The organism is Salinisphaera shabanensis E1L3A (assembly GCF_000215955.2).
Classification (GTDB): Bacteria; Pseudomonadota; Gammaproteobacteria; order Nevskiales; family Salinisphaeraceae; genus Salinisphaera; species Salinisphaera shabanensis.
This window is the reverse complement of the sequence record NZ_AFNV02000014.1, coordinates 83,687-109,078: the sequence shown is the minus strand read 5'-3', so window position 1 is coordinate 109,078 and position 25,392 is coordinate 83,687. Positions and strand designations below refer to the sequence as shown.

Sequence of the window (25,392 nt, the reverse complement as noted above, 5' to 3'; positions counted from 1 at the left end):
GGAGGAGCGGATCCATCTCATCCACCTACGGTGTTGGTGCCGGTTCGCCTTGGTTTCCATATGAAATCGCGCCGCGACGCCTGCTGTTTGACTAAGCGGCTATTGCCTTTGCGCGCTTCGTTTGATCGTTCGCAGCCTGAGAGCAGGGCGGCATAGGGCGCAGATTGAACGGGCTGTGCCGAGGCTTTCGGGTCAGCTGCTGGCTTCGCGTTCAGGTGCGGTTCAAGCAATTGTCATAATCATCGTTATAATGTAGCCCGCGATACGTAGCAGACTGGTTTATACCGAGGGCCGAACGGCGATTATCAAGTGATATTTAATCTGGTACTCGGTCTGGTTGCATTCGTCTTGAGCGCTGTCGCGATTCTCATATTGCGGCCGTTGTGCCACAAGATTGGCCACGTTGACCACCCGGGCGGCCGTAAAGGGCATTCCCTTGCTACGCCGCTTTGCGGCGGTGTCGCTATTGCATCCACGGTCGTGCTGCTCGGCATGGGGGCGGTGCCGTCGCGCCAGTTCGCAGGTTTCGCGTTTGGAATTACCGTGTTGCTCGTGCTGGGCGCGCTTGATGACCGAAAGCATGTGCCGGCCCCGGTGCGTCTAGCCATGCAGACACTCGCCGTTGGTGCGGGTATGTGCTTTTTGGGCGAAATATATCTACAGAATCTTGGCGCAATATTCGGCGCGGCGGATTTCGAGCTCGGTGGCCATGCCATATGGTTCACCATCTTTGCGGCGGTGGGCGTGATCAATGCCGTCAATATGGTCGACGGCATGGATGGGCTGGCCGGCGGGTTCTCCGTCATGATTGTCGGCACGATACTGGCGCTGGCCGCTGGGACGAGCGCGGTAAATGTCGTGCTGCTGTGCGTGACGCTTGGCAGTCTTCTCGGCTTTCTGGCGTTCAATTTGCGTATGCCGTGGCAAAAACATGCCCGCATCTTCCTGGGCGATGCCGGGTCGCTGGTGCTGGGATTTATTCTGACCTGGTTCGCAATCCAGGCAGCGCAAGGTCCGCAGGCGGTCATTGAGCCGATTACCGCCGTGTGGCTGTTTGGTCTGCCGCTGGCCGACACGGTCTATCTGATGGTTTCGCGGATGGTGCGTGGCAAGAGCCCGCTAGCTGCGGACAGTTACCATTTCCATCATCTGTTGCAGCGACTCGGCCTGACGCCGGGTTGGGCGTTGTATGCGTGGCTTGCGGTTGCCGGCGCGTTCATGGCCACTGGGCTCGTAACCGAAAGTCTTGGGGTCAGCGAGTCTGCCCGGTGCGTCGCATTCCTGGGCGTGTTCGCCGCTTACTGTGTAATAGCCAATCTGCTGTGGGGGCGGGTGCGCCAGCGAATGGTCAGACAGGCGGCAGCGACCTAGCCTGGCCCCGGTGCCGCAGTCGAGCCTGCCTCTTTGCCTCGGTCGCCTTGGGCCGAAAAACACCCGGCTCGGTTCTGCGCTGGCGGATCTTGTCGGGGCATCCTAAATAATTTCTTTTCGGAGTCGCGAATTTTCGGTTGCCTGCCGCTTTTCGTGCTAGATTATTGTGCGTTGGGTATCGCTGGTAACCGGCTGCCCCGGGGGACGTTTTAAGGGAGCAACGATGGCGCGTAACTATGGCGCCGAGCTTGTGGTGGATGATGGTGTCGAGGCTATTCGGCCCGGTGCCGTTTTGGCATCGCTTGCTCGCAGTTCCGGGATATTGAAGCGCGCTGCCGCGGTTCGTCGGCTGTTTCGAAGTTCCTTGGTGTTGCGCGTCGTTGCTACGCTTGAGCGCGATAAGGTCGATTACGTGCGGCCGTTTTCTCAAGTCGAAGTCTATGCCCCCGCAACTGCGGCATGCGCTGATACGGATTCTTATCCGAGGCGCACGGGTAAGTTTGCGATGCCGTTGTCAGCCTTCGCTGCGCGCGGCTTGCCGGTTGTTGAACCGGGGTTGAGCGCTTTCGTTGGCCGACGTTGTGTTGGCAAGAGTTTTTGTGAAGGAGTTCGTGCGTGAGCACTTTTCGCCTGTTGTTCGACGAAACGTGTGTCGCAACGAACCGCGCCCGGGTATGGCGGTGCACCGGCGTGGCTTTGCTGGCCGCGTTTTTGGCGGTTTTTTCCGTGAATGCGAATGCGGATGTCGATAATCAGCCAAGCGTGGCGATCTATTACGGCAATGATGTGCCGGTGGCCATGCTCGATCAGTTCGATTGGGCTGTGGTCGAGTCCGAGCACATGGGCGAGGGGCAGCTCGACGCGTTGGAGCAGTACGGCACCCAGGCGTTTGCGTATGTGAGCCTTGGCGAAGCCGAGCACTGGCGGGCTGGTGAGACGCTGCCGAACGAAGCCTTCAAAGCGCGCAACGAGGGCTGGAATAGCCAGGCCGCCGATCTCACTCGCAAGGAGTGGGGCGATTACATCATTAATAAGCGCATTCGCCCGCTATGGAGCGAAGGCTATCGCGCGGTGTTCCTCGACACGCTCGACAGCTATCGCCTGTTTGCGACCGACGACGAGTCGGTCAAGGCGCAACAGCAGGCGCTGGTCGCGCTGATCAAGCGTATCCGCACCGAGTTTCCCGGCGTCAAGCTGCTGCTCAACCGCGGTTTCGAGATCCTCGACCAGGTGCGCAGCGATATCGTCGGCGTGGCCGCCGAGTCCTTATATAAGTCGTGGGACGTGCGCACGCAGAGTTATCGGGACGTCAAGCCCGAAGATACGCAGTACGTGCTCGATCGCTTGCGCGAAGTGCGCAACGACTACGGTTTGCCGGCCATCGCAATCGACTATGTCGATCCGGCCGATCGCGACACGGCGCGCGCTACGGCTCGTCGAATCGCGGACGACGGCATCGTGCCGTGGGTGAGTAACGGCGCACTCAATCAGGTGGGCGTGGGCTCGATCGAGCCGATGCCTCGCAAGGTGCTTGTGCTGTACGACGCCTCGGAAAGCGATTACGGCGAACTGGCTTATTCGAGCGCACATCTCAATATCGCGATGCCGCTGGAATACCTAGGTTACGGCGCGGTATATAAGGACGTAGACGGGGCCTTGCCTGACGACACGCTTCGTGGCCGCTACGCCGGGGTGGTGAGCTGGTTTTTGACTGGCGTAGGAGCCCAAGCGAACTATCGTGATTGGTTGCTCAAACAGATGCGTGACGGCGTGCCGGTCGCGTTGCTTGGGGATCCGGGTATACCGGTGACCGGGGAACTGTCTGAGTTGATGGGTCTGCAGGCGGTGCCCTCGATTACGGATCAAGGCCTGGCGGTGGTCGATCACGACGATTTTCTAGGGTTTGAAGGCATGCCGGAAAAGCCGGCTATGAGCGGATCGGGCTACTCGGTGGTTGACGACAAGGTCAACGTTCACCTGAAGGTTCGCGACGGTAACGGCGCCGAGTTCGTTCCGGTTGCGACCGGCGACTGGGGTGGCGTGGCGCTTTCGCCTTGGGCCATCCAGCAGGGGTTGGCCGATCAATCCCGTTGGATTCTCGATCCCTTCAAGTTCATCAAGACCGCGCTCGCGCTGCCGGATATGCCGGTGGCTGACGCGACCACCGAGAACGGCTCGCGCTACTGGATGACCGAAGTCGACGGCGATGCCTTTAATAGCCGCGCCAGTGCGCCGGGCAGCCCGTTCAATGCGCAATTGTTGCTCGACCGTATTCTCAAGAAGTATCGCGTTCCGACCACAGTTTCGGTAATAACGGGTGAGATCGGTCCGGATGGCCTATACCCGGAACTGACCGATCAGGTCGAGCCCATTGCGCGCGAAATCTTCAAGCTACCGTGGGTCGAGATTGGTACCCATACATATAGCCATCCGTTTGAGTGGCTTGGTTTGACGGAGGGTGAGCTAACCGGTGCAGGGCGCACGGCCGCCGGCTATGCGTACAACCTGCCGCTCAAGAATTATCGCTTTGATCTGGAACGCGAAATAGCCGGCTCGACCCGCTATATCAACGATCACTTGGCGCCGCCGGGGAAGAAAGTCAAGGCAGTGCTGTGGAGCGGTAATGCCTTGCCGCCGGAGAAGGCGCTGGCTATTGCGGAGCGCATTGGCATCGCCAATATCAATGGGGCCGATACCCACGTCATGTCGGACAACCCGACGTTGACCGACGTCATGCCCATGCTGCGTCCGCTCGGTGATCATATTCAGGTGTATTCGCCTCAGACCAACGAAAACGTGTACACCAACAACATGACCGGCCCGCTTTGGGGTTATCGGCGTGTGATTGAAAGTTATAAGATCACGAACGAACCGCGCCGCCTTAAACCGATCGATATATATTTTCATTTCTATTCAGCGACCTACCCGGCGTCTCTGAAGGCGCTCAATCAGGTGTTCAGCTATGCGCTGTCGCAACAGACCGTGCCGGTGTATGCGAGCACCTATAGCCGCATCGCGCGTAACTGGTATGACGTAGGCGTCGCGCGCACGCTTGATGGCGGCTGGCAGATCACCGGTGCGACTCAGATGCGCACGGTGCGCTTGCCCGAACGACTCGGCTGGCCGGATGTGCGCACCTCACGTGGCGTAGTTGGCGTGCGCGACCTGACGCAAGGACGTTACGTGGCGTTGTCGGGCGAACCGAGGGTCAAGCTGAACCTCGCCAGTGGCGCCCCTTCCGTACCTTACGTGCACCGTTCGAACGGCCGCATCACGCAGTGGCGTCACTCCGGCGGCGACGTAACGCTGGAAATGGCGGCCGAGCACGTGCCGCTTGAGATCGAACTGGCCGGTACGGCCGGTTGTCGTGTCTCGGCAAACGGCGCTTCGCGTCGAGGCGGGGGCAATACGGTAACGCTGCGCTACACAGGCAGTACGTCGGGACCTGTAAGGATCGACTGTGGCTGAACACAAACAAGAAAAAGACCTGCCCAAACGCACCCGCTTTGTTCGGCCGCTCACGCTGCTGATCATCGCAGTGGTACTCGTGGTCGCGCTGGTGCTGCTGTTTCCGGCGCGCCGCTTTCTGTCGCTCAGCCAGGGCGACGCGGGCCGGGACGACCCGAGCAGCGTATCGATCACCTATCTCGAGGCCTTGCTGGAAGCCAACCCCGGAGACGATCAGCTGCGTTTGAAGCTGGCGCGCCAGCTCGCCGCGGCCGGCAATATCCCCAAGGCCATGGAAGTGATGCAGCCGCTGTCGGACAGCACCGACGCGAACGCTCGCTGGCTGTATCACCAGATTTCCTGGCAGGCATTCAACGGGCTCGAGGCCGACGACCCGCGTCGTGATGAGCAGCAGGGCGAACTGATCGCCCAGATGAACGCGCTTGAGCGTAACGACTCGCTCACGCCCGACCAGCTCGAAACGCTCGCCCGTCGCTGGCTGGAACTCGGGCGGCCGGCACGGGCAGCCGATCTTTACGAACGCCTGGCCGCACAGGATCCGGCACGCGCCTACGAACGCTACGGCGAGGCCGCGCGCTGGTGGCTGGCAGCTGACGCGCCCATGCGTGCTGCCCAGGCATGGCAGTCGGCGTTTGCGGCGACCGACGACGAATCCCAGCGTCGGGATGCCGCACTGGCCGCACTCGACGCCGCGCAGCAGACCAACGATGGCAGCAGCCTGCGCATGGCGGGCGAGTTCATCGATGCTTACCCGGACGATCCGACGTTCCTGGATATCGGTATCGAAATGGCGCTGGCGAACAACCGCCTGGCACAGGCCCAGATCTGGTCGCGCCGCTACGTCGAACTGCGTCCGGATGACGAAAAGGGCCTCGAGCGCAATGCCCAGATCGCACTGGCGAATAACCGGCTCGATGAGTCGCTTGCCGGCTTGCAACGTTTGGTGGAACGTAATCCCGACAATGTTGCCTTGCGGGCGCAATTGGCCCAGGTGCAGGTTTGGGCCGGCCAGCCCGCGGCAGCACTCGCCAATTACAAGTGGCTTGCTCGCCGGAGTGGCAACGACGACTACGACAATCAGATTATCGATCTTGGGGCGGGTCTCAACGATACCTCGGCGGTGCTTGGTGCACTCCAGAGAATCCAGGCGCGGCATCCGCTGAATGCGAGTCAGCGTCGTCTGTTGGTCAACGTGCTCAACAGCGAGGGTGACCCGGATCGCGCGATCGCGGTGTTGTCGAACTGGGTAGAAAGTGGCTCCCAGGATCGCGATCTTTGGGTGCGTCTGGCAACCTTGCAGGCGTACCGTGGGAATACGGACACGTCGCTTGCGACCTGGAACGACATCGCCTCCCGGTTCGGGCGACGGCTTGACGAAACCCAGGCCAGAGCACGGCTGCTGGCCGAGGACTGGCAGACGGATAAGGCGATAGCGGTCTTGCGATCGCTGCCTGACAAGCCCCCTGCGGACACGCCAGACCAGGTGTATTACTGGCAGACGCTGGGCGAACTGGCCTGGAATCAGAATCAGCCAGAGGCCGCCCGTGAGGCTTACTATCAGCTGTATCTGGCGCGCAAGCTGGATTCCAGCGGTTATATCCGACTTGTGGAAACAGCGGTCGCCACTGATCACATGGATATGGCGATGGAAGTCGCACGCAGCGACTGGCGCGAAAACAAGCATGCCGACATTATCGTGGCAATGCTCGGTGCGGCACAGCGCGAGGATCGACCAGAACTCACGCGCGAATTAATCGCGATGGCGCAAACCCGGCCGGCGTTGTTTGCGCAGTCGCCATACTACTGGCAGTACTACGGCGACTATCAGTTCGAACAACGCAAACTGGGCGAAGCACGCAGGGCCTATCTCAAAGCGCTATCACTGGCACCGAACAATACCGGTGTGCGTACGTCGTTACTGTCCACGCTCGCGCAGGGCGGTTACGACGAAGAGCTGGCGCGCTACGTCAACGAATGGTCGGACGAGGCCACGAACAGTCCGAGTATGTGGTCGGTGTTCGCCTTGGCCAATAGCGAACTGGGACAGACCAACACCGCGTTGCGGTGGTACGACCGGGCCGTGCATTACGACCCCGATAATTATTTGCTGGTGCTCGATTACGCCGATGCACTTGAGCGGGGCCGGCGGTTCGACTCGGCGCGACGCATGCGTGAGTACGCACTCATGGAGCTGCGGCCGCGCTTGCTGGCCGACTTGCAGGCACAGGGCAAGCTGACCCGTGCGCAACGTGAGCAGAATCGCCGTATTCTCGCCGTGCAGGCTGAAATGCTTGGCAATGATGGGCGCCATGCATTGCTGGGGAGCGCGCTTAACGGGCGTTCCGGCGACGATTTGACCGCGACCGATATCGAACTGTTGCTGGGTTACTATCTCAGCGAGCAGGAACCGAGCTACGCACGCTACTGGCTGCTGCAGGCGCATCGTCGTCGTGTCACGACCGAAGACTGGCAGCAGCTGGCGGTGGCCCTACAGGCCAATGATCAGGTAGCGATGCAACGCATCCTGGCGCGCTCCCGCGAGAATGCGGATATTGGTATTGCCGACCGGATTACCGCACTGCGCCAGCTCGATTTCCGCGCTCGTGCGCTCACGCTCGCCCTGGATCACGAACGCCCGAGCGAGCCGTACGTTACCGGCATCGATACGGTTCCGCGCTATGCCGCGGAGCTCTATCAGACCATGCCGCAGAACTTCGGTACCGAACTGATCGTGCGCAGCATCAGCGATCTGGAGGTCAATTCCGAAAGCGTGTTTCTGCGCTTGAGTGGCGAGAAGCTGTCCACACGGGTCGAGCTGGGTGCGCGTCAACTCTCTGCAGACGATGATTTCGTCGACATGGACGGGCTCGAGGACGAACGCTACGCAAACCTCGTGCTCAATTGGCGCGAGCGTCGTGGCACGACCACCGTGCGCGTCGGCGCGATCTCCACCGATGCTGAAAACACCACTCAGTTCGGCCTTCGGCAGGATTATCAGCTCACCGATAATGTATCGGTAGCCGGTTTCATCAACTATAACGAGCTGCCCGACGAGACCGGACAGTACCGCGTGCTCGGACTACGCGATGATCTCGGCTTCGACGTCGACTGGGTGTTGAACGCCCGCGACAGTTTGTCGCTGACCGCGACGTATTCGAAGTTCTACTCGCGCGAGGAACGCAATGATCTCGGCGACGGCTACAGTGTGGAAGCGTCGCTTGCCCATTACTTGATGGTCGGTCCGACCCATCAGGTGCAGGCACGTGTATTCGCGAGTACCGAGCAGAACTTCCTGGAGGACGATCTGCCGTCGGATATGGCCGCGCGTTTGCCCGCAGATACCGATCTCAACGATGTCGTGCCCACGCGCTATACCTTTCTGGGGGCCGGGCTTTCCTTTGCCCGCGGTATTCCGGGCGAGGAGTATCCGTTGGTGGCATCGCCGCGATATCAACTGGATATCGATGCCGGTTATGTGCTGCCGGACAACGACATTGGCATCAGTGCGAACTTTGCGATCGGCACCCGTATTCTGGGCAGTGATGAGCTGAGCCTGAATTTCGGCGTCGATCAGACAGGTAGCCAGACACAGGACAATTCCTACAGCGGCTCCATCAAATACCAATATTTCCTCGGTCGCTGATGCGCCCAATACATGAACGCTCAACACAACGTCACTCGTAGGCAGGGAGAAACCACCACCATGAAACGCTCTACTCTTATCGCAAGTCTGTTCGCGCTTGCCGTCGCCATGCTGTCCGGCTGTGCGGTCACTGATGTGCACCGCAGTCAGCAACTCGATGGCTCCGCGCGGTGGGCGTTGCTGCCGATCGCCAACTATGCGGAAACGCCGCAAGCAGGCGAGCGCGCCGAATCGATTCTGACCACGCTGCTACACCAGCGCGGCGTAAACATGCTCACGCCGGCCCCGCGTAGCGACAACGGCGGCCTGCCGGAATTCGACCAGAACGCCGCACTTGATCAGGCGCTGAGCTGGGCCCGCCGTCAGGGTTATCAGTACGGCGTGACCGGCGCGGTCGAGGAATGGCAGTACAAGACCGGCCTGGACGGCGAGCCTGCCGTGGGTATCAGTCTTCGCGTTATCGACGTGAATACCGGCGCGACGGTCTGGAGTGCCTCGGGCTCCAAGGCCGGTTGGGGTTATTCCACCGTCAGTGGTACCGCGCAGCAGCTGATGAGCAGTCTCGTCAGCGATATGCCGCTTTAAAGTTCGAAGCGCTTCGAGCCGGCACGATAGTACGAAAGGTTGCCTATGGTCACCCAAATTGAAGACGTGAACTACCAGGTGCCGCCAATTTGGGTGCGCATGCTGGAAACAGCTGTGCTTACGCTGCTGGTGCCGCTGGCCGGCTGGCTGTTCAACGCTGACGATCCGCTGTTCTACGCGAGTTCATTCGCCTGGCTCATCCTGGGCCCGCTGCTTGCGGGATTGCGCTACGGCTTCCTGTTCGGCTTTGCATCGGCGCTGCTCACGGTGGCCATCATGATGGTCGCCTCGGGTACCGGCTGGGCCGAGACGGATCTGCCGATCGAATACGCCATCGGTGTGCTGCTCACCGGCATGGTGGCCGGCGAGTTCACCGATATCTGGCGTCGGCGCATCACGCAGATGAAGATCATCAACGAATATCAGGGCACCCGCCTTGAAGAGTTCGTGCGTAATTTTCATGTGCTGCGCGTGTCGCATGACCAGCTCGCTGAGCGCCTGGCTGCCAACCCGCACAACCTGCGTGACGTTCTGTTGGCGCTTGCCGAGCGCTTCGACGTAGTCGAGCCGGGCGACGATATCCTGACCGAGCGTGCGAGTGATCTGTTGAGCTTTATTTCGCATGAGGGGCGTGTCGAACAGGGCGCGCTTTATCGTGTGGACGAACATGAACGGGTGGAGCGCGAACCGTTGGCGTTTATCGGTGGCCGGCCTTTGGATCAGGACATCGCAGGCGATCCGATGGTTCAGGCCTGCCTCGAGCAGCGCAGCATGATCAGCCTCAAGAGCGAGATGGAAGAGGAGTTGCAGAATCGCGCTCAGCCTCTGCTGGCCGTGATTCCGCTCATCGACGTCAACGACAAGATCTGGGCGATCGTGACGGTTACGGAAATGCCGTTCGTCGAGTTCGAGCGGGGCAATCTGCATCTGCTGTCGGTACTCGGCGGCAATCTCGGCGATATCATCACCGAGGCCTACGAGCGTACGCCGGCCGATGCGGAACTGGCGCGGTTCCAGTTCGAACAGCGTCTCAAGCGCTGGTCGCGTTATGCCGCACGCTACAAGTTGAATTCGTTGCTGGTCGCCTTCGAAGTGCCGAGCCACATCGGTAATGTGGGCAGCGAAACGCTGACCGATCTGATCTACGAGCAGCTTCGGGCGCTGGACTATGCGTGGACCACGAATCTCGGAAGTAACTCCCGGCTGATTTACGTGCTCATGCCGTTAACGCCTGAGCGTGGATCGGCCGCGTATCGTGAACGCATGACACTGTTGCTCAACGAGCGTTTCGGCGTCGACGTGGCCGAAAGCGGGCTGGTATTCCATCAGCGTAATGTCGACGGCAAGCAGTCGGCGGCGAATCTGGTCGCCGGTATCCGCCGTCAGGCCGAGCAACATGCGCCTGCTTAGTCTTATTCTCATCCCCATCGGGTTGCTGGTCGAGGCGCTGGCAACCTGGGCGTTCGTCATCGGCTGGCATGCCCCGGTGGGGCTGATTACGATTCTGCTGGTGCATGTCGTCGGTTGTGCTGTGCTGATCGTCGGCCTCTATCTGGCGCTGCCGCCCAATTACAAACGCCCGGTCGGCGGCGGATTCGCGTTTCTTGCGACCGCCAGTTTATTCACGCCGCCATTGGGCGCGATCGGTCTGACGATCGGCATGTTGGCGGGGCTGTACTTCGCCTACCGTGAAAAGCCCAAGGCTTGGGATGCACTGGCGATTCCCGATCTGCCGTTCCAGCCGGTCACGGTGGACCCGAACGATGTATTCATGCGTGACGGCTTGTCGTCGGTGCTCACGCATTTCGACGACCGTAACCGTCGCCAGCAGGCCATCATGGCGTGTCGCCATTTGCCGCGGCGCGAAGCGGTACCGATCTTGCGCTCGGCGCTGAGTGACTCGGCCGACGAAGTCCGATTGCTCGCCTACGCGATGCTCAATTCCATCGAGCGTGATCTCGAAAGCCAGCTCAATGAAGTGCGCGACGCCATCGCCGCGAGCGGCGATCCCGACGGCGAGCTGCACGAGGAACGTGCGCTGCTTTTCTGGGAGTTTTCCTATCTCGAGCTGGCCAAGGGGAGCGTCAAGGAATTGATGCTGACCAAGTCGCGCGACGCGATCGATACCGCCATCGAGCGGCATGATTCCGCACAGCGGTCCTTGTTACGCGCCCGAATTTGTATGGAATTACGTCACTATGACGAGGCCGAGGATGCGCTGCGCCGAGCCGAGCGCCAGGGCCTTTCGAACGACGACGTCGCACCGCGCTGGGCAGAACTCGCTTTCGTGCGCGGCGATTACCGCGACGTGGCTCCGGCATTGGAGCGCATGAGCGCCCGTGCATCAAACAACCCCGTTATGCGGCCGGTAATGGAGTACTGGTTATGAAATGGCCCACCCTGCGACCGAACGACCCGCCGGCGGACGTCACGCTGCTGCTCGAAGGCACGTATCCCATGGTGCGCGGCGGTGTTGCGAGCTGGGTCGAGCAGATGATCCGCGGTTTGCCGCATCGCCGATTCGCGATCGTTTTCATGGGCGGCAGCGAAGCCGCGTATAATGGCATTCTGTACGACAAGCCTGACAACGTCGTGCATCTGGAATGCCATTATCTGATGGATGCAGGCCAGGGCGTCGACGAGCCGCGCCAGTTCGAAGGCAACCGCAAGGCGTTCGAGGCCAGCGACGGCCTACACCAGTATTTCAAGGATCCGCGCACCTCTGACCCGAACAAGCAGCTTTGTGAAGTCGCGCAGCTGTTAGGCAAGAAGGGCGGCCTGGCACACGAGGATTTTCTCTATAGCCGTCAGGCCTGGGAACAGATCGTCGAGTATTACCGCAAATACTGCACCGATCCGTCGTTTCTAGATTACTTCTGGTCAGTCCGTAACATGCACTCGCCGCTGTTCATGCTGGCGCGTATTGCCCGTAATCTGCCGCCGACTCGTTGCCTGCATTCGATCTCGACCGGCTATGCGGGCTTTCTTGGCGCGCTCGCGCGTCATATGCACGATCTGCCGTTCATCGTTACCGAACACGGCATTTATACCAAGGAACGCCAGATTGATCTGACCGAAGCGGACTGGATCAGAACCTACGACGATGTGCTTACGCATGGCTTTCGCCACGACGTAAGTTATATCCGTCGTCTCTGGATTCGCTTCTTCGATGGGATCGGTCGTTTGACCTATGCGGCGGCGAATCCGATTACCACGCTTTATGAAGGCAATCGCGAGCGCCAGATCATCGATGGGGCGCCGGCCGAACACACCCGGGTTATCCCCAACGGCATCAATATCGCGCGCTTCTCGCCATTGCGCGAACAGACGCACCAGAATACTGCGCCGATTATCGCCCTGATCGGCCGCGTGGCGCCGATCAAGGAAATCAAGACGTTCGTACGCGCCATGCGCATCGTCGCGTCGCGCCTGCCGGGTGCCCAGGGCTGGATCGTGGGTCCCGAATCGGAAGATCCGGAATACGCACAGGAATGTCGTGATCTCGCCGCCCAGCTCGATCTCGGCGGGACAGTTCAGTTCCGTGGTTTCCAGAAGGCAGAAGACGTGTTCGCGCGTATCCGCGTGGCCACGCTGACTTCGATCAGCGAAGCGCAGCCTTTGGTCGCGCTCGAAGCCATGGCATCCGGTATCCCGGTGGTGTGTACGGACGTGGGTTCGTGCTACGAACTGGTACACGGTCATCCAAAAGAACGCGCAACGTCTCTGACCACACCCCCGGACCCGGCGCATGCGGCCGGCCGTATTGTGCCGATCGCGGATCCAGGCGAGACGGCGGCCGCCATTCTCGATCTGCTGACCGATCGCGAGGCCTGGGAGTCGGCGCGGGCCGTGGGTATCCGTCGTGTCGACGAGCATTATTCCGAGCAGCTCATGCTCGAACGTTATGAACATCTTTACGCGGAAGCGGCCGATCAGCGGGCGCGGCCGGTAGCCGCCGCAGGGGAGTAGGGCATGGCCGGTATCGGTTTCGAGCTGCGCAAGCTGCTACGCAAGGACAGTTACTTCGGTCTGCTGCGCGCGTATGGCTACGCGGGCATCATCAGCTCCGGGCCGTGGGTTCTGTCGATTCTGGTCATTATGGCGATCGGGCTGCTCACGCTCGGGCTTTTGCCGGATCGTTCGCAACAGATCTGGCAGTTTCTGGTGTCGGTCACCTATCTGGTGGCTGCTTCGCTGAGCCTGTCAGGCATCGCGCAGTTGCTGTTCACCCGCTTCGTTGCCGACCGGCTGTTCGAGAAGAAGGACGGCACGATTCTGCCGAACCTGATCGGCCTGCTCACGATGATGAACGTGCTCGCCGCCGCGATCGGTCTGACGGTGTTGATCACGCTGTTTGGTGATACGCCGCTGTTGTATCGCGTCGAGATGTTCGTCGGCTTCGTGCTGCTCACCAATATCTGGTGCATCACGGTGTTCATTACGGGCATGAAAGCCTATCGCCAGGTGCTTTGGGCGTTCTTCATCGGCTATGCGATTACCTTCATGCTTGGTATGGCGCTGCGGCGCTACGATCTTGAAGGCCTGCTTGGCGGCTTCGTGATCGGCCAGGGCATCCTGTTCTATATTCTGCTGTTCCTGGTCCTGCGTTATTACCCAGGCGACAAGATCGCAGCCTTCGATATTCGTCATGCGAAGATGACGTATCGCTCGCTTGCCTTTACCGGGCTGTTCTACAACCTCGGTATCTGGGCCGACAAGTTTCTGTTCTGGTATAACCCGGCCACTTCGGAGCAGGTCATCGGGCCGCTGCGTGCGTCGCCGATCTACGATTTTCCGATCTTTCTCGCGTATCTGTCGATCGTGCCGGGCATGGCCGTGTTCCTGATTCGCCTGGAAACCGATTTTGCCGAACGCTACGATGCCTACTACGACGCCGTACGCGGTGGCGATACGCTCGGCCATATCGAACTGCGCCTCGATCGCATGGTCGAGACCGTGCAGCAGGGTGTCTACGACATCTTCAAGATTCAGGGCATCACAGTGGTCGCGCTGTTGCTGATCGCACCATCGCTGATCGACTGGCTGGGCTTCTCACCGTACTACGTGCCGCTGTTCAATATCGATATCGTTGCCGTGGGCATGCAGGTCTTGTTCATGGCGATTCTCAACGTGATCTTCTATCTCGATAAGCTCAAGATCGCGCTGGGGCTTTGTCTGCTGTTCTTCGTCAGCAACGTGTTGCTCACCTTACTGAGCATGTACCTGGGCGCGATCTTTTACGGCTATGGCTTCGCCATCTCGCTGATGATCTCGTCGCTCGTTGGCCTGGCGTTCCTGGATCGTGAATTCCAGAAGCTGACCTACCAAACGTTCATGCTGCAGCGCCAGGGCTGACAAGCAAAGGCGAATCAACGGCATAGGCCGGCTTGGGTCTTGGGTCGCCTCGGACACGGCGGTGTCGCGCTGGGCGCGTACCGAACGCCGCGTGGCATCGGCCTGCTGGGTCTTGGCGTCGTAATAGGTCGACGGTGCGATCGGCACTATCCGGCAGATCGGCTCGACACCGTAAACCCGACGATGGTCGTCGATGAAATCGACCATCACTTGCCTCGGCGGTCGAGCTCCGCCTGGGCAAAATACGCAGAGGCCTTGCGCAGGATCTCATTGGCGCGCTTCAACTCGCGGTTCTCGCGCTCAAGCGCTTTGACGCGCTCACGTTCTTCTGTGGTCTGGCCATCGCGCAGCCCGCGATCACGCTCGGCCTGGCGTACCCAGTTACACAGCGTCTGAGCGGTGCATCCGAACTTGCCCGCAATCGAGCCGATCGCCGCCCACTGCGAGGCGTACTCGCCCTGATGATCGAAGACCATCCGAACCGCACGCTGGCGAACTTCAGGGGAATAACGTTTGCTTGCTTTCATGGCTCCAGTCTCTCAAGAGTTGGAGCCTCCGACGAACCCGGGGCGATTCAATCCCTTTCTGCAGAAGCCCTTCAGGCGAACTTTCCACCTTGGATCAGCACGCATTTGAACCGGAGGGCTTCGGGTATGGCGGGACAGGCGTGTTGGGAAAACTCGCGTGTGCCAAAACCCGCTCGGAGGCGGCTAGCTGTGTAACCCCACCAGGTTGTTCACGGACAAGCCGAGTCGGCTGACGGGTGGTTGATAATCGAGACTGGCATGCGGTCGATGCCAATTGTAGTGGTGCAGCCAGCGCGGCAGATGAGCCGCACGCTGATCTGAGTGTGGGTAAGACCGCGCGTACGCCGATTCGCGCAGTGCGGTCTGAATCAGTCGCTCGGCCTTGCCGTTGGTACGCGGCCGATAAGCCCGCGTGCGGCGGTGCCGAATACCCAGACGACGGCAAGCACGGGCGAACACCCAGGACTGATAGCAGGCGCCGTTATCGGTGAGCACGCCCCGGATAGTTACACCAGGTGGCGGTAGTACCGCACGGCCGCGATCAACGCACGCCAGGCGCTGGCGCCGCTCTCATCCGGCCTGATCGTCGCCCAGCTGATTCGGCTGTGATCATCGATGGCCACATGCACGTAGTCCCAGCCGGCGCCGCGTGAGCGGCCGGCTTGCCGATCGCCGGTCACGCGATGCCCAGGGCGCTCGAAGCGCCCCAGCTTCTTGATGTCCAGATGCAGCAGATCACCCGGCGCGTCTTGTTCGTAGCGCCGCACCGGCGGTGCCGGGTGAAGCGCCGAGAGCCGGTTCAAGCCAGCCCGGCGCAACACACGAGCCACCGTCGATACGGGCACGCCAACCGTCTCGGCGATATCTCGATAGATCCGGCGTGCTCGGCGTAATGCGATGATCCGGTCGCGCTTGGCCGAACACAGCTGATGCGGACAACGCGTCGGCCGAGAACTGCGCTCGACCAATCCCGGCCAGCCGTGCGCTTTATAACGGTGAAGCCATTTGTAGGCCGTTCGCGCGCTCACGCCAACCGCCTGTGCAGCCTCGACCGGTCGCAAGCCATCATCGACGATGCACTGGACCAAGTGGGCTCGACCGTGAACGGTCAGACGCGCATTCTTGTGCGTGTTCATCCGGGTTGCTCCTCGAAGTGACGGACTTCGAACACCCATCAGCTTCGGGACTGCGGCCCGGATGAACAACCTACTGAGAGATCACACCTAGTCCGTGATCGGCACCGTGTCTGAGTCGATATTATTCGGCGTCGCTGCGTTACAGGTCGAAGGCGCCTTGGCGGGCGGCGCCGTTGTGGTGCATTGCCAGGCCAATGCGTCTTTGTTGATCGTGGGTATCAACGTCATCGTCTTGCCATCGAGTGCGCTATCCGTCTTGAATGTGGCCGTGATAATGCCATCGGCGACTACGACATTTTCAACATAGGTGCCCGTTATGGCGCTGGCCGCCGGTATCGAGCCGACGCCGTTATCAATCCCGTCGAGGTCGTCGCGGCCCTGATAGGCATCCGCTACCGCGGTCTTCACACCACTAACCAGACTGAGCGCCTCGGAAAACTGTGCGCGGGCGACATAGTTCGAGTAGGTCGGCACCGCGATCGCCGCGAGAATGCCGATGATCGCAACCACGATCATGAGCTCGATCAGCGCGAAGCCGGACGCGCGCCGCGAAGCCTGGATCATTATTGTTCTCCTGAGAAACGCCTTTTAGGAGCGCTCGGCGAAGCACTTCTGCGAATGGATAGCCGTTACCCAAGGGGGTTATCGCGGCTGGCAACTTCTAGCGAGTGGTAATCAAATAAAAGCGGCAACAACAGCCTGGCAACCCCTGAACGCCGCTAATCAAGTCCGTCTGAGAGCAATCAAAAAATCTCCACTAAAAGGGGTCAGACACAATTAAAACACGCCGGCATTGTCGATCGGTTATTACCTGCCGTAACTATCTGCTGTGCGATCGCACCATTAACTACGGCGATTACGTGGGCGGCCGCGGCTCCCCGGCCGAGCACGCATGTCCAATGCCGCTTCGATCTGATCTCTGAACTGTTCTCCGCCGAGTGCGACGCCTTGATTCACGGTCTGTCGTATCTCCTGTACCGCCTCTTGCGTCAGCGCTTCGGTAAACAGCGCTCGGTAGCGCGCTTGCCGTTCGGCTGGCGATCCGCCGAGATCCGAGTAGAGCGGATGCGGCGTAAGCCACGCGTCTCCACGCCCTAGCGCATTGGCATGATAACTGGACCAGCGATAGTTCTCCGGCTTATCGGGCAAACTCTTGGCGCGGACCGGGTTCAATTCGATATAGCGATAACAGGTCAGTAGATACCGTTCGGCTTCAACCAGACTCGCCCTGTAGCGGCCTTCCCAGAGTGTGCCGGTCCGCTGATTTCTCCTATTGACGTATTGCACATACCGCCGACCGACTGACTGCATCATGCGTGAAACGGCATGGTCGCGACGTGGCGTGGCGAGAATATGCACGTGGTTGGTCATCAGCACGTAGGCGTGAATATCGCACCCGGCGGATTTCGACGCCTCCTTCAAACATTCGAGATAGAACAGATAATCGTCCGCCTCGAAAAAGCAGGCCTGACGATTGTTGCCACGCTGAATCACGTGTTGTGGCACATCAACGAGATTGAAGCGGGGCAGGCGGGGCATGGTTATCGGGTTGTTTGTTTTGAGTTTTGATCCTAGCAGGAAATTGTGTCTGACCCCTTTTCTCTCATCCGGGTTGCTCCTCGAACTGACGGACTTCGAACACCCATCAGCTTCGGGACTGCGGCCCGGATGAACAACCTACTGAGAGATCACACCTAGTCCGTGATCGGCACCGTGTCTGAACCGATATTATTTGGCGTCGCTTCGTTACAGGTCGAAGGCGCCTTGGCGGGCGGCGCCGTTGTGGTGCATTGCCAGGCCAATGCGTCTTTGTTGATCGTGGGTATCAACGTCATGGTCTTGCCATCGAGTGCGCTATCCGTCTTGAATGTGGCTGTGATAATGCCATCGGCGACTACGACATTCTCCACATAGGTGCCCGTTATGGCGCTGGCCGCCGGTATCGAGCCGACGCCATTATCAATCCCGTCGAGGTCGTCGCGGCTCTGATAGGCATCCGCCACCGCGGTTTTCACGCCACTAACCAGAGTGAGCGCCTCGGAAAACTGTGCGCGGGCGACATAGTTCGAGTAGGTCGGCACCGCGATCGCCGCGAGAATGCCGATGATCGCAACCACGATCATCACTTCAATCAGCGTGAAGCCGGATTGAAGCGGCGAGGGCTGGGTCATTGTGGCTCTCCCGAAAATGCCAACGACAGTCGCTCGCCATGGCACTGTTGCAAATTGGTCGCGATCACCGGAAGGTTTATCGGCGGCAAGCCCATTCTAGCGAGCCGTGCTTACAGCTAAACAATGAACGGCCGCCATAGCTAAATATCTCGATATCTCTAAAGGGGGCAGACACGATAATAGGACCTACCGATTGGCTTCGATTATGCCTTGCGTTTGCGCGGACGTCCGCGATTTCCCGGTCGGGCTCGGATGTCCAGTGCGGCTTCGATCTGATCTCTGAATTGCTCTCCACCGAGTGCGACGCCCTGATTTACGCTCTGTCGTATCTCGTGTATCGCCTCTGGCGGGAGGGGCTCGGCGAATAAAGCGCGGTAGTGTGCCTGCCGGTTGACGGGAGTCCGGCCGAGATCGGAATAGAGCGGGTGCGGCGTGAGCCACGCGTCCCCGCGCCCCAGCGCATTGGCATGGTAGCTGGACCAGCGATAGTTCTCAGGTCTGTCGGCCAAGCTCTTGGCCCGGACTGGGTTCAACTCGATGTAGCGTTGACAGGTCAATAGATATCGCTCGGCCTAAATTAGGCTGGCTTTGTAGCGGCCTTCCCATAGGGTACCGGTCCGCTGGTTTCGTTTATTGACGTACTGCACATACCGCCGACCGACGGACTGCATCATGCGGGAAACGGCATGGTGTCGTCGCGGGGTAGCGAGAATATGCACATGGTTCGTCATCAAGCCGTACGCATGAATATCGCAGCTTTCCTGATCAGCGGCAGACTTCAAGCAGTCGATATAGAACAGATAATCGTCAGGTTCGAAAAAACAGGCCTGGCGATTATTGCCGCGGTGAATCACGTGCTGCGGCACGTCGACAAGATTAAAGCGGGGCAGGCGAGGCATCGGCGGGTTCGGCGAGTGCTTGGGCTATTAAGCGGCATTCCTAGCAAAAACGTGTCTGGCCCCTTTTCTTCGCAACTCTTCCCACTAATCTGCGATGAACCAATAAAAAGCCCACCTCGGGAGGTGGGCTTGCTAGCTATTATATAATGCTTGCAGAAGGCAATTTTTTACAGCCCTGACGTACAGCTCCCCGGGAGATATTTCGCTTCCGCGTCGCTTTTGCATTCCCACGTAATGGACCCTACCTCTGACGCAGTTGCTGAACTTAAGGCTGTGAACCCCGCCCCTGTGGTTACGCCCGGCGTAAGTTGAACTTTCTTGCCTTGGATAGCTGCACTCACGTCGCTGCCGGTACCACGAAGTGTTGCCGTAATAACACCATCTGAGACAGCAACGTTATCAACGTAAGTGCCGCTAATTTGTGAAGACGGCGGGATTTGGCTGGCTGCAGAATCGGTACTGCTATCCGCCGAAGAAACCGAGCCTGTAGTGTTATAAATTTCTGCCACATCTGTTTTTACGCCGCTTGCAAGAGTCATTGCCTCAGACATCTGCGAGCGTGCGACATAATTCTGATACTGCGGGATAGCAATCGCCGCCAAGATGCCGATGATCGCGACGACGATCATCAGTTCGATGAGAGTAAAGCCTTGTTGCTTCTGCATTGGGTTCCCCCGATTGAGCGTGAATTAGGACGCCGAGTGGTGACGCACCAGTGTTATAGCACGTGGCGTGCCATCTTATAAATTCTTATTGAACGCGGGTTTGCGGTCGAAGTGACGCGAGTGGGCACATCCGAACGCGTCAGAAGGTGACGCGAAACGTCACCTATCGGCCGCGGTAGGTGATTCGGCCCTTGCTCAGGTCGTAGGGCGTGATCTGTACCGTGACGGTATCGCCCCGCAGAATACGAATATAGTGTTTACGCATCTTGCCGGAAATATGGGCAGTGACGATGTGTCCGTTTTCCAGCTTTACGCGGAAGGTGGTGTTAGGCAGCGTCTCGACGACCGTGCCCTCCATCTCGATGTGGTCTTCTTTGGCCATTGACTCCTGATCTCGATTCTGACGGTTTAACCGGTGGATTATCGGTGATTTACGGCGGCGGTTCAATCCTGTAGGCGCCGTAACCGATTATCTGCTGCCGATATGGTCCGGGTTGGCGGGGGCGTCGATATCGAAATGCCAGGCGCCGGACGGTCCGGGTTTGCTGATCGCTTGGCGTACGATCTTGAGGAACTTGCTGCGGGGGAGGTCGATCGCGCCCATGCGATAAAGGTGGTCCGAGCCGACCTGGCCGTCGAGTAGCGGGAAGCCCCAGGCATGGAGTTGGCGTGCAAGCCAGACCAGCGCGATCTTGCTGGCATCGCTCTCACGCGAAAACATCGATTCGCCGAAGAACATGCGCCCCAGCGCGACGCCATACAAACCACCGATCAGTGTGCCGTCGCGCCAGACTTCGATGGAGTGGGCGTCGCCCAGGGCATGAAGTTTGGCATAAGCCGCGCGCATTTCCGGGCCGAGCCAGGTGCCGGGATTGCCCGCGCGTGTGCCGGCACAGTTGCTGATCACGCTGTTGAAGTCTTCGTCGAGCGTGACGGCATAGTCGGCCTTGGCAAGCGTACGCCTGAGTCGGCGGGAGATGTGAACGGCGTCGGTTTCGAATACCGTGCGCGGGTCGGGGCACCACCACAGCACCGACTCGTCCGGGTTGTACCAGGGGAAGATACCTTGCGCGTAGGCGCGCCGTAGGCGTTGCGGTGACAGGTCGCCGCCCATGGCGAGCAGGCCGTTGGGTTCATCCAGCGCCAGTTCCGGGTCGGGAAAGGCACCGTCAGGCGTATTCGGGTCCAGCCAATACACGCGCAGCCCGCTCACGAGTCCGAGTGGGCGGGTTCTGCGAAATTGCTGCGTTCGCGTTGTTCGTGTTCGAACGATTTCATCATCTGAGCTTCCCGGACGCAGAAGTCGTCGATCGCCGTCGCGAGCCTCTGATCCGCTATTACGTGGTATGACCAGGTCGCCACCGGTTCGAAGCCGCGGCGAATCTTGTGCTCGCCCTGGGCGCCGGCATCGAAGCAGGCCAGGCCGTTCTGGATACAGTACTCAATACCGGCGTAATAGCAGGTCTCGAAATGAAGGCTGTGGTAGTCCGTCTCACAGCCCCAATGTCGGCCGTAAAGCGTATCGTCGCCGAGCATCATGAACGCCATCCCGACCGGTCTTTCACGATGATAGGCTACAAAAAATCGCACCCGATCGGGTATGCGCGCGCACAGTTCGTTGAAGAATGCGCGCGTCAGATAGGGTGCTTGGCCGCGAATGGCGTAGGTGCGACCGTAAAAGGCATAGAGCGTGTCCCATAGATCGTCGTCGATCTCGTCGGGCCGCAGTACGCGAACATGCACGCTTGCGTCATGCATGCGTTTGCGTTCGCGCCGGATTTCTTTACGTCGCTTTGAAGATAGCTGGCTGAGGAACGCTTCGAAATCCGTATATCCGCGGTTATACCAGCGATACTGGCAGCCGCGCCGGGCGCAAGCGCCCGTCTCACGCAGTGCGTGTGCCGCGTCATTATCTACGAACAGACTGTGCAGCGACGAAGCCCCATGCTCGCCGGGCAGGGCGGCCATAGCCTGGGCTAGCGCGCGCCGCGCTGCGGTATCGACACCGAGTATGCGGGGCCCGCAAACCGGCGTGAACGGTATGGCGTTCAACAATTTCGGGTAGTAGTCGAGCCCGACTTGCGCATAGGCGTTGGCCCAGGCGAAGTCGAAGACGAATTCACCGTAGGAATGATGCTTCTCATAGAGCGGCGCCGCAGCGACGATCTGGCCATCGTCGTTTTCCAGAAGGCAGTGGGCCGGTATCCAGCCGTTGGATTCTCCTACGCTGTTGCCAGCTTCGAGCGCGGCCAGGAAACCGTGGCGGACGAAAGGCTGACCGGTGGCGCAGAGTGCATCCCAGCTCGCGGCGGGTATGTCGAGGATGGAATCGACTTGAACGAGTCGCGCCATGGCAGCATCACATCGGAAATTATAGAAACGATTGAAGACCGTATACGCTTCAAGATGCGTATACGGTTGTCGTGGCAGCGCGTCGCAGCCGCGCGTGATCGTTCGGGTTAATTCAGCGCGTAGCGCTGCCCCACGGTATCGCGAAGCGCATACTGTACGCAGGCATCGTGTTCGAAGGCGTCGAGTTTGTCCTGTTCGTTGTCGGCCGTACCGGCCTCGCGCAAACGCCCCGCGTCGTCGAAACTCACGATCGCGCCCAGCGTTTTGACATGGATCTCGCCATTTTCGTTGGCTTTATCTTCATAGGCGACCTGAACATAGCGCAGACGTTTATCGGCGAACTGGGGCAGCTCGCGCTTGCCCTCGGCCACAGCCGCGGCTTCGTCTTCGCTGAATTCTTCGATCGCCCCATCCTGGGTGAGCAGAAAGTGATGTACGGACATGACGTACTCCGCTGGTTGATCGCGACTGAACTGAATATTGATCGCTGCTAATTAAATGGTGCACAAATCGCGCCGATTCAAGGCGCTGCGCCGATGTGTTCGAGATATGGCTCCGCTGGGATCGATGGTGTCGGGTACAATTCGCGCGATGAAGACAGGACTGTTCGATAGGCAATGCCGTGTTCGACACACGGCCGTGAAGGGCGATTGATGGCAAAGGCAGGCGCCAAACAAACCAAAGCCAGTAAAGCAGGGCCCAAGCCCAGTGCCAAGGCGCGCGAAAAAAGTGCGGAGCAGGCGCCGCCCAGTCGCTACCGTCAGCGCTTGGGGCGACTGATGCGCGAGGCCGTGCTGTTTGCGGCTGCGGCGATCACATTGTTTCTGCTCGCAGCGCTGGTGTCTTACAGCCCGCGCGATCCGGGGTGGTCCGGTCTCGGCGACGGCACGGCGATTCGCAACCTGTTTGGCGCGCCGGGGGCTTGGTTTGCCGATGTGCTGCTGAGCCTGTTTGGCTATCTCGGCTTCATCTTTCCCTGGCTCGTGCTTTACGGCGGCTGGTTGGTTTTTGCCAACAGCGAGCGTGAGCGGAGCGATGTCTTCTCACGAAGCGTGCGCGCGAGCGCGCTTTTGCTTTGGCTGGTGTCCGGCTGTGGTCTGGCCTGGCTGGCACTCGGGGATCAGAACCAGGTCATGCCGCAAGGCAGCGGCGGCATTCTGGGCGCGGCCAGTGCGGGCGCGCTCGCCAGCGTAATCAACAAACTGGGCGCAGCCTGGCTGTTGATTACCGTGTTCGTGATCACGCTGTCGGTGGGGCTGGGATTCTCCTGGCTGGTCGTGACCGAGCGCACCGGTCATTTCGTGTTGACCCTGTTACAGGGTGGGTTCACAGAAACGATCGATCGGGTGCGTGCCTGGCAGGCCAACCGCGCCGAGCGTAAGGCCGCAGCGCCACCCAAGCCCGCGCCGGCGCAGAAAAAGAAATCCCGCGTTGCCCCGACGCTCGATAATGGCGGGCCCGCGGCGGGGGCGACAGGTTCGCCGGCGGCTGGCGCATCCGCCGGTGGCAGCGGCGTACAGGTCAAAAAGCCCAGGAAATCGGTCAAGGCGAATCAGCTGGACTTGCCGATCGAAGAGCATGTGGACGTGCCGACCTACGATCCGGAGCGCGATAGTCCGATTCCGCCGACCGCGCTGCTCGATCCGGCCCGCGAGAGCAAGAACGATCAGGACGAGTCGGTGCTCCAGCGGATGTCGGAGCAGCTCGAGCAGCATCTCGCGGACTTCAATGTCCAGGGCAAGGTCGTGGCGGTGGAGCCGGGGCCGGTGATCACGCGCTTTGAGCTCGATCCCGCTCCGGGCGTCAAGGTCAGTCAGATTTCGAATCTGGCCAAGGATCTGGCGCGTGCCATGTCCACCACCAGCGTACGCGTGGTCGAGGTGATTCCCGGCAAATCCGTGGTGGGCCTGGAAATTCCCAACGCAGATCGCGAGATCGTCATGCTGCGTGAAATCCTCGAATCACCGCTCTATACTGGCAACAAGTCGCCGTTGACCATGGCACTCGGCAAGGATATCGGCGGCAACCCGGTTACCGCCGATCTCGGCAAAATGCCGCACCTGCTGGTGGCGGGCACGACGGGTTCGGGTAAGTCGGTGGCGGTCAACGCCATGATTCTGTCGATCCTGCACAAGGCCACGGCCGAGCAGGTTCGCCTGATCATGATCGACCCGAAGATGCTCGAGTTGTCGGTCTATGAGGGCATTCCGCATCTGTTGGCGCCGGTGGTGACCGACATGAAGGACGCAGCCAATGCGCTGCGCTGGTGTGTGGGCGAAATGGAGCGCCGCTACAAACTCATGGCCGCACTGGGCGTGCGTAACGTAGCCGGCTACAACACCAAGGTACGCAAGGCGATCGAAGCCGGTACGCCGATCGAGGACCCGATCCTCAAGAACGCCCAGTCAAACGATCAGGCCGAGGCGGGCGAGGAAGTGCCGACGCTCGAGCCGATGCCCGCGATCGTGATCATCGTGGACGAGCTGGCCGACATGATGATGGTGGTCGGCAAGAAGGTCGAAGAGCTGATTGCGCGTATCGCACAGAAAGCACGTGCGGCCGGCCTGCATATGATTCTGGCGACCCAGCGCCCCTCGGTCGACGTGATCACGGGGCTGATCAAGGCCAATATTCCGACACGGATCGGCTTTCAGGTGGCCTCAAAGATTGACTCGCGCACCATTCTCGATCAGCAGGGCGCGGAAAGCCTGCTCGGCCACGGCGATATGCTGTATCTACCGCCGGGGACCGGGTTTTCGACGCGTGTGCACGGCGCGTTCGTCGACGATCACGAAGTCCACAAGGTGGTGGAATATCTCAAGCAGGTGGGCGCGCCCGACTATATCGATGAAATTCTCGATGGCGGCGGCGCCGACGGCGAGGGCGGCATTGACGACGAAGAAGATGCCGAAGCCGACCCGCTCTACGATCAGGCCGTTGCGATCGTCACCAAGACCCGCAAGGCCTCGATTTCCTATGTTCAGCGGCGTCTGCGCGTCGGTTACAACCGCTCTGCTCGTCTGATCGAGCAAATGGAGAATGCCGGTATCGTCAGCGCGGCCGAGGGCAGCGGGGGACGTGAAGTGCTCGCCCCGCCGCCGCCCGAGGATTGAACTCGCGCAGCGCTGCTGCCGTTAATTCATCAAACGGGTTCGAGCCTCGAAGTTCAGGCGTGATTCATGGCTGGCGCCTAGCATGCGTCAGCGACTATCCGCCCGTT

Annotated in this window: 19 protein-coding genes, 2 pseudogenes and 1 other annotated feature; of the genes and pseudogenes, 10 read left to right on the top strand and 11 right to left on the bottom strand. The window is 60.0% G+C overall.

Features of this window, described 5'->3' with window-relative positions:
- The first annotated feature begins 309 nt into the window (after positions 1-309).
- The 9 genes from SSPSH_RS10415 (at position 310) to pelG (ending at position 14,422) form a co-directional block, all read left to right on the top strand.
- Positions 310-1,371 carry an MraY family glycosyltransferase gene (locus SSPSH_RS10415; protein WP_006912570.1) on the top strand — a complete coding sequence of 354 codons (1,062 nt, stop codon included), beginning with the start codon at positions 310-312 and terminating at the stop codon, positions 1,369-1,371.
- A 223-nt stretch (positions 1,372-1,594) separates the two neighbouring features.
- On the top strand, positions 1,595-1,990 hold the full coding sequence (locus SSPSH_RS18755; RefSeq protein ID WP_152522790.1) for a hypothetical protein: 396 nt from the start codon (positions 1,595-1,597) through the stop codon (positions 1,988-1,990).
- Positions 1,987-4,839, top strand: a complete 2,853-nt coding sequence (locus tag SSPSH_RS10410; RefSeq protein WP_006912569.1) for a bifunctional glycoside hydrolase/polysaccharide deacetylase family protein — start codon at positions 1,987-1,989, stop codon at positions 4,837-4,839. Before SSPSH_RS18755 ends, SSPSH_RS10410 begins: the two co-directional genes overlap by 4 nt.
- On the top strand, positions 4,832-8,482 hold the full coding sequence (locus SSPSH_RS10405) for a tetratricopeptide repeat protein (RefSeq protein WP_006912568.1): 3,651 nt from the start codon (positions 4,832-4,834) through the stop codon (positions 8,480-8,482). The genes SSPSH_RS10410 and SSPSH_RS10405 overlap by 8 nt, the downstream gene beginning before the upstream one ends.
- A gap of 60 nt (positions 8,483-8,542) precedes the next feature.
- Positions 8,543-9,067: a hypothetical protein gene (locus tag SSPSH_RS10400; protein WP_006912567.1), complete on the top strand. Its 525-nt coding sequence runs from the start codon at positions 8,543-8,545 to the stop codon at positions 9,065-9,067.
- Between the two features lie 45 nt (positions 9,068-9,112).
- Entirely contained in the window at positions 9,113-10,477 is a 1,365-nt protein-coding gene (locus SSPSH_RS10395; protein WP_006912566.1) for a PelD GGDEF domain-containing protein, read from the top strand.
- On the top strand, positions 10,464-11,456 hold the full coding sequence (locus SSPSH_RS10390; protein WP_006912565.1) for a tetratricopeptide repeat protein: 993 nt from the start codon (positions 10,464-10,466) through the stop codon (positions 11,454-11,456). The genes SSPSH_RS10395 and SSPSH_RS10390 overlap by 14 nt, the downstream gene beginning before the upstream one ends.
- Positions 11,453-13,036 (top strand): GT4 family glycosyltransferase PelF, encoded by a 1,584-nt coding sequence (gene pelF, locus SSPSH_RS10385; protein ID WP_006912564.1) that lies wholly within the window; start codon positions 11,453-11,455, stop codon positions 13,034-13,036. Before SSPSH_RS10390 ends, pelF begins: the two co-directional genes overlap by 4 nt.
- A gap of 3 nt (positions 13,037-13,039) precedes the next feature.
- Complete coding sequence (pelG, locus tag SSPSH_RS10380; protein ID WP_006912563.1) at positions 13,040-14,422, top strand: exopolysaccharide Pel transporter PelG; 1,383 nt, start codon at positions 13,040-13,042, stop codon at positions 14,420-14,422.
- A 54-nt stretch (positions 14,423-14,476) separates the two neighbouring features.
- Here pelG and SSPSH_RS10375 read toward each other — a convergent pair.
- The 11 genes and pseudogenes from SSPSH_RS10375 to SSPSH_RS10325 form a co-directional block, all read right to left on the bottom strand.
- Positions 14,477-14,949, bottom strand: a pseudogene (locus tag SSPSH_RS10375) (transposase); the annotation flags it as partial.
- Positions 14,555-14,671, bottom strand: a sequence feature (AL1L pseudoknot). It overlaps the preceding pseudogene by 117 nt.
- 183 nt (positions 14,950-15,132) lie before the next feature.
- Positions 15,133-16,085, bottom strand: a pseudogene (locus tag SSPSH_RS10370) (IS481 family transposase).
- An 87-nt stretch (positions 16,086-16,172) separates the two neighbouring features.
- Positions 16,173-16,649, bottom strand: a complete 477-nt coding sequence (locus SSPSH_RS10365; protein ID WP_006912559.1) for a pilin — start codon at positions 16,647-16,649, stop codon at positions 16,173-16,175.
- A gap of 279 nt (positions 16,650-16,928) precedes the next feature.
- Positions 16,929-17,624, bottom strand: coding sequence for a transposase (locus SSPSH_RS19500; protein WP_006912558.1), 696 nt, complete (start codon positions 17,622-17,624; stop codon positions 16,929-16,931).
- Positions 17,625-17,779: 155 nt separating this feature from the next.
- A complete protein-coding gene (locus tag SSPSH_RS19705; RefSeq protein WP_006912557.1) occupies positions 17,780-18,256 on the bottom strand; it encodes a pilin in 477 nt (158 codons plus the stop codon).
- A 572-nt stretch (positions 18,257-18,828) separates the two neighbouring features.
- Positions 18,829-19,155: a transposase gene (locus tag SSPSH_RS19205; RefSeq protein ID WP_006912556.1), complete on the bottom strand. Its 327-nt coding sequence runs from the start codon at positions 19,153-19,155 to the stop codon at positions 18,829-18,831.
- A 167-nt stretch (positions 19,156-19,322) separates the two neighbouring features.
- A complete protein-coding gene (locus tag SSPSH_RS10345; protein ID WP_006912555.1) occupies positions 19,323-19,820 on the bottom strand; it encodes a pilin in 498 nt (165 codons plus the stop codon).
- Positions 19,821-19,983: 163 nt separating this feature from the next.
- Positions 19,984-20,202, bottom strand: a complete 219-nt coding sequence (gene infA / locus SSPSH_RS10340; protein ID WP_006912554.1) for a translation initiation factor IF-1 — start codon at positions 20,200-20,202, stop codon at positions 19,984-19,986.
- A gap of 87 nt (positions 20,203-20,289) precedes the next feature.
- Positions 20,290-21,033, bottom strand: a complete 744-nt coding sequence (aat, locus tag SSPSH_RS10335; RefSeq protein ID WP_006912553.1) for a leucyl/phenylalanyl-tRNA--protein transferase — start codon at positions 21,031-21,033, stop codon at positions 20,290-20,292.
- Positions 21,030-22,172, bottom strand: a complete 1,143-nt coding sequence (locus SSPSH_RS10330) for a GNAT family N-acetyltransferase (RefSeq protein ID WP_006912552.1) — start codon at positions 22,170-22,172, stop codon at positions 21,030-21,032. The genes aat and SSPSH_RS10330 overlap by 4 nt, the downstream gene beginning before the upstream one ends.
- 107 nt (positions 22,173-22,279) lie before the next feature.
- The gene (locus SSPSH_RS10325) at positions 22,280-22,615 is read right to left on the bottom strand and encodes a hypothetical protein (protein WP_006912550.1); all 336 of its coding nucleotides are present in this window, start codon (positions 22,613-22,615) and stop codon (positions 22,280-22,282) included.
- 210 nt (positions 22,616-22,825) lie between these two features.
- On the opposite strand from SSPSH_RS10325, the gene SSPSH_RS10320 reads away from it, so the two are divergent.
- Entirely contained in the window at positions 22,826-25,285 is a 2,460-nt protein-coding gene (locus tag SSPSH_RS10320) for a DNA translocase FtsK (protein WP_006912549.1), read from the top strand.
- The last annotated feature ends 107 nt before the right edge of the window (positions 25,286-25,392 follow it).